This is a genomic window from Streptomyces poriferorum (genome assembly GCF_019399235.1).
Taxonomy (GTDB): Bacteria; Actinomycetota; Actinomycetes; order Streptomycetales; family Streptomycetaceae; genus Streptomyces; species Streptomyces poriferorum.
Genome location: NZ_JAELVH010000319.1, coordinates 1 through 10,163 on the forward strand (window position 1 = coordinate 1; position 10,163 = coordinate 10,163).

General features: G+C 70.5%; 5 protein-coding genes and 1 pseudogene. 2 read left to right on the plus strand and 4 right to left on the minus strand.

The window, feature by feature from the left end:
- On the plus strand, window positions 1-1,401 hold a 1,401-nt coding region (locus JGS39_RS34355; RefSeq protein ID WP_219573668.1), incomplete at its 5' end, for an alpha/beta hydrolase domain-containing protein.
- A 181-nt stretch (window positions 1,402-1,582) separates the two neighbouring features.
- Here the strand turns inward: JGS39_RS34355 and JGS39_RS34360 are convergent.
- From JGS39_RS34360 to JGS39_RS34370, 3 genes are all read right to left on the minus strand, one after another.
- Window positions 1,583-2,134 (minus strand): P-loop nucleotide/nucleoside kinase family protein, encoded by a 552-nt coding sequence (locus JGS39_RS34360; protein WP_219573669.1) that lies wholly within the window; start codon window positions 2,132-2,134, stop codon window positions 1,583-1,585.
- 506 nt (window positions 2,135-2,640) lie between these two features.
- Complete coding sequence (locus JGS39_RS34365) at window positions 2,641-3,234, minus strand: isochorismatase family protein (RefSeq protein ID WP_219573670.1); 594 nt, start codon at window positions 3,232-3,234, stop codon at window positions 2,641-2,643.
- 462 nt (window positions 3,235-3,696) lie between these two features.
- Window positions 3,697-5,562, minus strand: coding sequence for a CASTOR/POLLUX-related putative ion channel (locus tag JGS39_RS34370; RefSeq protein ID WP_236062564.1), 1,866 nt, complete (start codon window positions 5,560-5,562; stop codon window positions 3,697-3,699).
- An 839-nt stretch (window positions 5,563-6,401) separates the two neighbouring features.
- Between JGS39_RS34370 and JGS39_RS34375 the strand changes: the two genes are divergently transcribed.
- Window positions 6,402-9,566 (plus strand): discoidin domain-containing protein, encoded by a 3,165-nt coding sequence (locus tag JGS39_RS34375; RefSeq protein WP_219573672.1) that lies wholly within the window; start codon window positions 6,402-6,404, stop codon window positions 9,564-9,566.
- Between the two features lie 133 nt (window positions 9,567-9,699).
- Here the strand turns inward: JGS39_RS34375 and JGS39_RS34380 are convergent.
- Window positions 9,700-10,163: pseudogene (locus JGS39_RS34380) on the minus strand (hypothetical protein); the annotation flags it as partial.

The window sequence follows — 10,163 nt, forward strand, 5'->3', positions numbered from 1 at the left end:
ACGGTCACCGTCCCGCCCGCCGGCAGTCACGGCTTCCCATTCCTCGCAGCGGCGGAGGACCTCGGATCGTTCGGTTACACGGAGAACGAGTACTTCGTTTCGGGCACCGCCACGTCATACGCCAAGTCCGGTCTGTGGACGTCGGACGGCCGGTGGAACGTCCGCGCGTCCGGCACCGCCGCGTACAAGAGCCGTCTGCTGGTGCGCCGCCCTGCCGATCCGGCCAGGTTCAACGGCACGGTGGTCGTGGAGTGGCTCAACGTCAGCGGGCAGTTCGACCTCTCACCGGACTACTGGTTCCAGCGGGACGAGCTGCTGCGCGAAGGCTACGCGTGGGTCGGCGTCTCGGCGCAGGCCGTCGGGGTCAACGGCGGGCTGGGTGAGATCAAGGGCCTCAAGGGCTGGGACCCGGCCCGGTACGGGAGCCTCGTCCACCCCGGTGACGCCTTCGCCTACGACATCTTCTCCCAGGCCGGCCAGGCACTGCGCACCCCCGACGGGGCGGACCCGCTCGGCGGGCTCCCGGTCCGGACGTTGCTCGCCGACGGCGAGTCGCAGTCGGCGGGGTTCATGACGACGTACGTCAACGCCGTCCAGCCGGTGTCCCAGGTCTACGACGGCTTCATGGTGCACAGCAACAGCGCGATCGCCTCACCGATCACCGGCGTGCTCGCCGACACCCTGCTGATGCCGAACCCGTCCCGGATCAGGACCGATCTGCCGGTGCCGACGTTCGTCGTACTCACCGAGACCGATGTGCCGGGCGCCGCGACGGCACGGCAGCCGGACACCAGCAGCGTCGTGCACTGGGAACTGGCCGGCACCGCGCACGGCGACCAATGGGCCTACGACCTGGGCAACGCAACCGTGCAGAAGTCGGCGGGCTCCGCGGCGCCGTCGCCCGACTGCGCCGCAGGCGCTGCTCCCTTCAACGACGGGCCCGGTCACTGGGCCATGAACTCGGCGCTGCGCCACCTGACCACCTGGGCACGGGGCGGTGCGCGGCCGCCGAGCGGTCAGCCGCTGAGCACCGTCCTGCGTGACCCGGCCACCGGCCTGGCCACGGGCGGCGTCCGCCTGCCGGACGTCACGGTGCCCACCCGTACGCTCACCGGTTCCCGCGACACCACCGGCAGCGGCGTCTTCTGCGGCCTGTACGGCGCCCGCGACCCATGGAACGGCGACTCCGACGTCTGGGACCGGCACGACGACGGCGACCCGTCCGACCCCCATTTCCCGGCCACCGCGGAGCCGGCGCTCGCCCGGCTCTACCCGACCCACGCCGACTACGTGCACAAGGTACGCAACGCCGCGCAGACGTCCGTCAACGCCGGGTATCTGCTCCCGGAAGATGCGGCGACGATCATCGCCGCCGCTCAGGACTCGGGAATCGGCAGCTGACCCACCGGGCCGTCCGGCCGGCCGCGGCCCCGCCCCGGTACCACTCGGAGCGGGGCCGCGGCCGGCGGACCGTGAACCGTCGGCGCGTCGAACACCGGCGCAGGCCCGGCGAGGCGGCTCCCTACGGGCGGCGATGTCCGCGTCGAGCAGGACTGGTGAGATTGCGGCCATGCCGACGATGTCAGCCGGCCTGTACACGTGCGGTGGGCAGGTTGTCGAGAATCGATGAGACCGTCTGGTCCGGTGTTTGCTCAGACGTGTCCAGCCAGAGCCCGATGCGCGGCGTCTCCTCGCGCAGAGCCCGGTCGAGGGCTTCGACCGTCCACCCGGCGCCGTAGCCGGTCTTCGGGCGCTCGGCTTCTCTGCTGTGCACGGTTGTCGTGGAAGGAGCCAGCACGACGACGTACAAGGGTCGCGTGTGCACCCTGGCGACATACCGGCCCAGGTCCTCCCCCAGAACGATGTCCTGGACGACCGCGGTCCAGCCGTGGCTCGCGTACTCGTCGGCCACCAGCGCGGACAGCCGGTAGCGCAGCTCCAGTTGAGCCCTGGCCTCGACGGTCTCGTCCGGCAGGAGTTCCTCCCGGCCGGATACCACCATCCGCCGGAAGACGTCCCCGCGCACGTGGGCGGCTCGGGGCAGCCGCCCAGCCAGCAGTTCGGCCACGGTGGATTTCCCCGCCGCCATCACGCCGGTGATCAGGACGACTGCGGAACCCAGATCGGTGCCCACGGGGGCCTCTCGTGTGCAGGCGGCATGCCGGACGCGCGATCCCTCCTCGGGAGCGGGCGTGGAGCCCTTGGCCGAACAGGTCTCACCACAAGATCATGTCCGTAACCACCATGGGCTCCATGTTGGTCAGCTATGTTGCCACGCCCGCTGTCCTGTCCCGTGCCATGCCATGCCATGCCATGCCATGCCATGCCGTGGATCGCCTGTACCGCCTTCTGCAGTACTTCTTTGTGCATGCCGGGGTGCCGGGTCTGCCGGGCGACCGGAACGGTCGTTGTTCGGTACTTCATCGACACCATCGGGACCGGACCGGCGGGCCTCCTTCGTGCGGTCGCCCGCCTGCGGTGGTGCCACTGCTTCACGCCTTCAGGTGAACTTCTCGTGCCAAAACGTTCATCCGCGTTCCGTCCGGCATCACACCGTCACCGGGCATCGTGGTTGAGCCGCCGTGCCCCGGCCCTCGGACCAGGGCTGGACACGAGGGCTCAACCAAGGACCCGCAGCGACTACTTCGGCAGCGGCACTTCACCGGAGACAGCGATGCCTGCCTGGTGGAAGTCGTCCACGGCCGCGGCCGTCGTCTCCGGTGCCACCCCGACCGAGTAGTCCAGCCGTACATGGGCGCGGAAGCCGGCCTTGACCGCGTCCAGCGCCGTGGCCCGCACGCAGTGGTCCGTGGCGATGCCCACCACGTCCACGTCCTCCACTCCGCGGGCCCGCAACCAGTCCGCCAGTGACGTGCCCTGCTCGTCGGCACCTTCGAAGCCGCTCTTGGAGGAGCTGTGGGCACCCTTGAAGAAGACGGCGTCGACCTTGCCGCCGGCCAGAGCGGGGGCGAAGTGGGGGTGGAGCTCACTGCCTCGGCTGTCGGCCACGCAGTGGACGGGGAAGCTGTCCTTGAAGTCCGGGTTCTCGGAGAAATGGCTTCCGGGGTCGACGTGGTGGTCGCGGGTGGCGACGACGTACTGATAGTCACTGCCCGCGGTCTGCTCCACCAGGTCGGCAATCTTCGTCGCGATCCGTGCACCGCCTGCCACGGGCACGCTGCCTCCTTCGCAGAAGTCGTTCTGCACATCCACAACGATCAGACCTCGGCTCATCACGAACACCCTTCAGTACGTTGGAACAACGAAGGAACTACTGAGGCATCTGCCGCATCTGCCGCCCGCATTGGCGTGCGGGGCGCCGGCGCCGCCTGCCACTCCACCCGGTCGCCCGGCCGGCCGGGCGCTGTTACCCGACCGGATGTACGGGACGACGGTCCTGGCAAGCCCTCCCGCGAACACCGTTCACCGCGTCCGGTCCGGCGGTGTCGGCGACGTCGGCTGATCCTCACGTTGTACCGGCCGCTTCGCTCCCGACTGGCGCCTGGCAGCCGGCTCTCACCCGCACGGACGCAGACATTCACCGCAGGAACGATTCGCAACCCCTGACCGGCTCCTGACGACCCACCGCTCTCGGAGCAGCAGCCCCGTACAACGCACTTCCGTGCGTTGCCCGTGGCTTCAGACGTACGCGCGCCGCCCAGCGGCCCGCCCCCGCGTCAGCGCCCCGCCTCCGTGTCAGCGCTCGGCCATCACGATCACCTCGTCATCCGCGCCCCAGTACCGGACTTCGGCCTTGGCCGGGTTGATTCGCACCTCATGGTCGTTCCCCGCTCGTGCGATGCCGCGGGTGCGGTACCCGAGGGCGCACTCGCCGCGGCGCGAGGCGGCCTCGACGATGGTGGCGAAGGATGCCCGGTGTCCTGGGCGGACGTAGTCGCCGGCGGGCTTGAGGTGGATCGCGTTGCCCTGCGGAGCCAGTAGTTCCCCGAACAGGGCGGCGAGATGCCAGTTCTGGGAGATCTGAGCCATCAGTAGACCGACCAGCTTTCCGCTCACGATGAAATCGGCGCCGGCACCGGCGGGTGCGAGGACTCTGTTGCGGTCGTCGGTCATCTCGGTGACCACCCGGACCGGGACCCCTGACGTGCGCTCGCGGTCACGCAGGAGCAGCAGCGTGACCAGGGTCCGGTCGTCCGGTGAGGCCTGTCCGGGCCCGTGGTCGGGGCCGAGCACGATGACGCCGTCGTGAGCGGAGAGGTCCACCTCGTTCACCGTGCCCGGAAGGGTGGGGTCTCCCGGTCCGAAGGTGACGGTCAGCGCGGGAGCGGCTTGCGCGGCGGCTCGTACCTCCGCTGCCAGGCTCTCGCTGCCGTGGGCCACGACGTGGAGGACCGAACCGGCCGCGACGTGGCCGGAGAGGTGGCGGACGATGTGCCGGGCGCGGCGGTTCCATCCCAGGAGGAGCACCCGTTCGGGGCGGGCTGCCGCCGGTGGCCGGTTCGCCATCACCGACTCGTCGAATGCGGCGGGTTCGTGGGTGGTGACCGTGGTGTCGTCGTCCTGGGCGATCACGACGAGCCGGTCGCCCTGGCTCAGGACCGAGGTGGCCGACGGGTTCAGACGGAGGGTCCCGTCCACCCCTGCGACCCCGACCACGCTGGACGTGGGGCATGCCCTCAGCACGTCGGCGAACATCCGCCCGGCCTGGTCCGGTGCGTCGACGACATAGAACTCGTCGCCGGCGAAGTCGAGTAACTCCTGGTAGACGACGGACAGCCCGGGCTGCCTCACGCACTGGGCGACCAGCCGGGCGGTGACGTCGTCGATCTCGAGCACGACTGCGTCCGGGCCGGCCGCGAGTTCGGCGGCGAGGCGGCAGTGGGCATCTCGCACCACCGCCACGGTCCGCACCCGGCTGTCGTCCACCGCGGTCCGCAGGGCCAGCAGGTTCTTGACGATCTCCGCGTCCTCTTGCGGATGGTCACGCGGCAGGACCAGGACGACGTCCGCCGTGGCGGGGCTGACTCGCGTGAGTGCGGCCGGATCGGTGGGGCGTCCGTTGCGGCAGATGACCCTGGTCCGGCCGGTGTCGCCCACCTCGCTGCGCAGTTCCTCCTCCATCTCGGTCACGTCCCGGTCGGCCAGGATCGCGATCGCGCTTCGGGGCTGGTTGGCGTTTGCCGCGACGAGCTCGGCCACCACGGTGAAGATCTGGTCCGACCAGCCGAGCAGTACGGTGTGACCACTCTCCAGCACCGTGGAATGACCACGCCGCAGAGCGATCAGTTCCTCGGTGATCGCCGTGGTGATGAGACCCACGATGGTGGAGACGTAGAAGAGTGCCATCAACGCCAGCAGGACGGAAAGGATGACGCGCAGTGGCGAACCGACCTCTCCGCCCAGCCTGAGGGTCTGCCCGACGCTCCGCCACACCGCTGCCGTCTTGGCCCATGCCGTGTCCGGGGCCCTTTCGTCCGTCCACACCAGCAGCGCGCTCACCGGGATCACAACGGCCAGGCATGCGACGGCCAGCCATCCGATGAGCGCGGTCACTCCCCTTGCCAGCGTGTTGTCGAACCAGTACCGGGCGCGCTCGTACAACGGAGCCCGTGGTGGCGGTGTCCCCTGCGCCGGGCCCGGCGCAGGGGGCGCTGTGCTCCGCGGCTGTCTCTGCTTCCCCACGCGGGCGCCGACCGCGCTCCGGCGCCGGCCCTGATCCTTGATCATCCTGTACACAGCAGCAGCGTGCGGAATCATCTTCTCCGCCACACGGGTATCGGGCGCCGTTTCATCCGATAGGGATCGGAATCCGGGGAGACGGATCCGCGGAGTCCGATCCCGGGAGACGGATCCGGGGAGTCCGATCCGCGGAGACGGCAGTCAGCCGGCGCCGCGGCACACGCGCCCGGAGGGTCCGCCAGCTCAGGAACGCGGAAAGGACTGTCCCATCAGCCCTGATCGCCGGTGAACTCCCCCGGAACGAAGCCGGGCGCACTGCCCGTACGCCGGTGCGCCGGCCGCCTGGGACGAGGGAGCGGGCAGTTGTGGCTCGGCGGGATCACGTCACGCAGCGATCTCGCCGGCTCCCTCATCTTCCTCCGGCCGTTCCGCGGGCCCGATCATGACGTGCGGCCCGGGCCGGTGACCGCCGCGCAGGGAGCTCGGCCACCGGGAGCACGGTCTTGCCGGCGCCCCGGGGCAGACGCCAGATCGCCCACCGGCCAAGGGGCCTCCATGCCCGCCTCCGATCCACGCGAGGCAGGGCCCTCGTGCGCGTCGCCGCCCCTGACCTGCCCGTTCTTCCGCACACCCGGTCCGGCAGCCGCGATTCCGTTTCCCCCGTCCCGCACAGTCCGGACGCCGCGAAACCCTTGACGCGCAACGGGTCACAGGAAAGGATGGCCGCAATCTGACAACGTTGTCATTCTTGTGGAGGACCCATGCCCGACAACCCGGCCTACTACGACAGACGCAGGTTCGTCCAACTTGCGGGCCTGACAGGACTGTTGACCGCCGGTTCGCTGACTCTCCCGGGCATGGCCGCAGCTGCGGAGCCGTCCGTCACCTCCGGCACACGTCATGACGACGAGGAGCGGGACAGCATCGCGGACACCTATTACCAGGTGCTGCTGACACACACACGCTGGGCGGAGACGCAGTGGGACTCCGCTCTCGGTCACTACACGGCCAAGGACTTCGGCTTCGCTGTGGTGCTCGGCAATGCCGTGCTGCTGACCCGGGGAACGTACGACTCCGGGCGCGCCGGCATCGGGAAGGACGAGCTGCTTTCCCGCACACTTGCCACGATCAAGCATTTCGCGGCTTCCAATCGCCTCACGGGCGGCACGGAGTGGGGCCGCACGCTGTTCTTCGACACGACCTTCCAGTTGTACTTCGTGCTCGCCGCCCGGTTGCTCTGGGATCAGCTGGATGACATGACGCGGCAGAACGTCGACACGATCGCCCGCGAGCAGGCGCAGTACACCACCGCCCTCGGCAGCAAGAACGACCCCGCCTCCGGGAGCTGGACGCCGAACGGCCTGAACGGCGGCTTCGTGGGTGACACGAAGCTCGAGGAGATGGGCGTCTACGCCCAGTCCCTGGCGCCGGGCCTCGCCTGGGCCCCCGACGACTCCCGTCACGACGAGTGGGCGGCGGCCTTCGGCCGGTGGACGCGGAACGAGGCGGGTCTGCCGGCGGCGGATCTGGCCAATCCCGCCCTGGTCGACGGCGTCGCCGTGCGGGAGAACACCGCGACGAACCTCTACGACACCTTCATCGTCGAGAACCACAACTCCTTCGGCCCGCACTACCAGGAGGAGCTGTGGCGTACCTCCGGCCGCAATGCCGCCCACTTCATCGCCGCGGGCCGGCCCATGCCCCAGGTCCTCACCACGCAGCCGAACGCGGGCCCGCTCTGGCGCACGCTGCTGATGGTGATGAGTGACGCCGGCGAACCGCTGATGCCGATGGTCGCGGACCGCGAGCACCTCTACGGACGCGATGTGATCCCGCTGGCCTTCCTGGCCCAGGTGACCGGGGACCGCGGCGCCGCATGGGCGGAGGCGGCGATGGCGAAGCGGCTGGAGCCCTACCAGGCGTATGCGCCGGAGTACCGGCTCGCCAAGTTCTCGGGTGAGGCGAAGTACGAACCGGAGGCCCGGGCCGAGATCGCCATCAGCTATCTGCTGCACCGGTGGCGGGCGGCGCACGGTGGTGTCGTGGCACCGCTGTCCGACGAGGAGTTCTACGCACAGGCCTCCGGTGTACGGGACTTCGCCGAGGGCCCCGGTCTGGTGGTCCAGCAGACGCCGGCGGCCTGGGCGGCCGCGGTGAGCAAGCCGGGCTTCGTCAAGTTCGCCTGGCAGCCCGCCCATGACGACTGGCTGTTCGCACTGAGCGGCAGCACCCCGATGTTCCTGCCCTCGACCGCGAACAAGGTGCTGCGTCGCTCGGTCACGACCTACCGGAAGGTCCGCGACGGAATCGACGCGACCGCCTCGGTACTCGAACTCGAATCCGGATTCGCCGGATTCACCACCCTCCCGTCGGGCGCGGTCGTCTACGCGACGAGCGGTACGGCCGCCGGTGAGGGACACCTGCAGATACACAACCTGACGATGCCGGGGCTGGCGGGCCTGGACGGCAGTCGTACGTACACCGCGGCCGAGGGATCGGTCCAGGTGATGTCGAAGGACAGCGGGAACACCTCGGGCGGGTCCGGTCCCCGGGTGGACTCCCTGGCGCTCCCCCGCGTCTCCCACCGATTCGTCCGGATGCAGGGCGTCTCCGGACATCCGCAGTACGGGTACTCCCTGTACTCCTTCTCCGTCCGGGACGGAGCGGACGGAGAAGACCTCGCCCGCGCCGCCGTCGCCACCGCTTCGTCGGCGGCACCCGGCCGCGAGGCGGCATGCGTGGTGGACGGGGACGGCAGCACCCGCTGGGCCGTCTCCGTCGCCGAACGGGGCCGCCAGGACAGTTGGCTGACCATCGATCTCGGCAGCGCCGTCGCCTTCGACCACGTCACCCTGGCCTGGGAGTCGGCGGCTGCGAGCAGATACCAGGTTCAGGGTTCCGACGACGGGGAGAACTGGACCGAACTGACGCGCTTCCCGGAGGCCGAGCTGACGAGCCGAGGCGGCTGGCTCTCCGTGGACGGAAGGGCCGGTCTGGTGGTCCGGGACTCCGCGAATCCGATTGCCGTCTACGGTGACATGGTGGTGCTGTCCGACGGTCCCGCCGAGGCCCTCACCGTGGAGGGACATCCGAACGGAGATCCCGCCGCGCTGAAGGCGGCGGCGTCCCGGGAGGCGCCGCGGGCCGTCGACTCCGCCGTTCATGCCAGCACCGCCGGCGGGCACCTCAGCCTGTTCAACCTCTCCCCCGGCTCCGTGAGGACCGTGGTGGCTCTGCCCCGGCAGGGCGCCGACATCGTCCTCTACGCCGGTTCGCAGACGGTGACCCTGTCCGGCACGGACTTCACAGCCGAGCTGAAGGGCGCGACCGCGGCTGTCGCCGCGGCCCGGTTCACCCTGCGGCCGGCGACGGGGCGGACGGTGCCGCCGGGTGTCCGGGCGGATGTGGTCGACGCCGCCACCGTGCGGCTGACCGGGCCGTCCTGCGACCTGCTCGTGACGGCGGACGGCGGACGGCGCACGAAGGTCCGGCTGCGCCGCGGCCGGACCGCGACCGTGTCGGTGCGCGACGTCGCCCCGTATCCGCTCGACGATGCAGCGCTGGGATGCGACACCTTCCCGAACGCACCGCGCCCCGCGGGCATGTCGGACCCGTCGGCCGCGGTGGACGGCGACCACCACACGTCGTGGACTCCGGGCTCCGACCGGGCGCGGATGGTCGTGGACCTCGGCTCGGCGCTCCCCGTCGGGCGGGTCCTCGCGGAATGGACGACGGGCAGGGTGCCGGGGGCGACGGTCGAGTTCAGCGACGACGGCGTCACCTACCGGCCCGGCGGAACGCTGAGGGGCCGCGGCACCACGAGCGGCCTCACCGCCGGAACCACCGCACGCTATGTGGCGCTCGACGTCACGGGCTGGCGCAACGGGCACGCACGCCTCAGGGCCCTTTCCGTACTGCCCCGGTAAGGACTCCTGGCACCGCCCTCGCAGCGGGTACGGCTTGGTCGGCAGCACCGGCTGCCGACCAAGCCGGACCCCCGGGGCCGGGCGGCTCGCCGGCACCGGCCGACGGGCAGGACGCACGGCTCGGCCGTATCGATCAGCGCTGGACCGCCGTGGCCGGCACCCCCGGTGCAGGCAGGAAGCCTGACTCGTGGAAGTACGTCAGATAGCGGATCAGGGTCTCGTCGGTCAACGGTGGCTGGCGGACGCCCACGGCCTCTGCCGCGTCCGCTGTCCACCGCGAGTCGAAGCGGCGCCGGTCCGTCGCCTGGTGCCCCGTCTGTCCCTCATCGCCGAGGAACAGCTGTGCCGCGTTGTCGGGTTGCGCCGCGACACGGGCCTGCCACTGCTCCGCGGGAACGGTCCGCAGTTCATGCCCGAGGCGGGCGGCCGCTTCGAAGACCCGGTCCAGGCCCGGCGCCTCCGGGTTGGTGAAGTGGTACGTCTGCGCATCGGTCCGGCCGGATACGGAGAGGGCCACGACCGCGGCACTGACGTAGTCCACGGGGACCCAGTCTGTCGACCCGTACGGCAGGTCCGGGAGCGCGCCCGCCTGGAGGC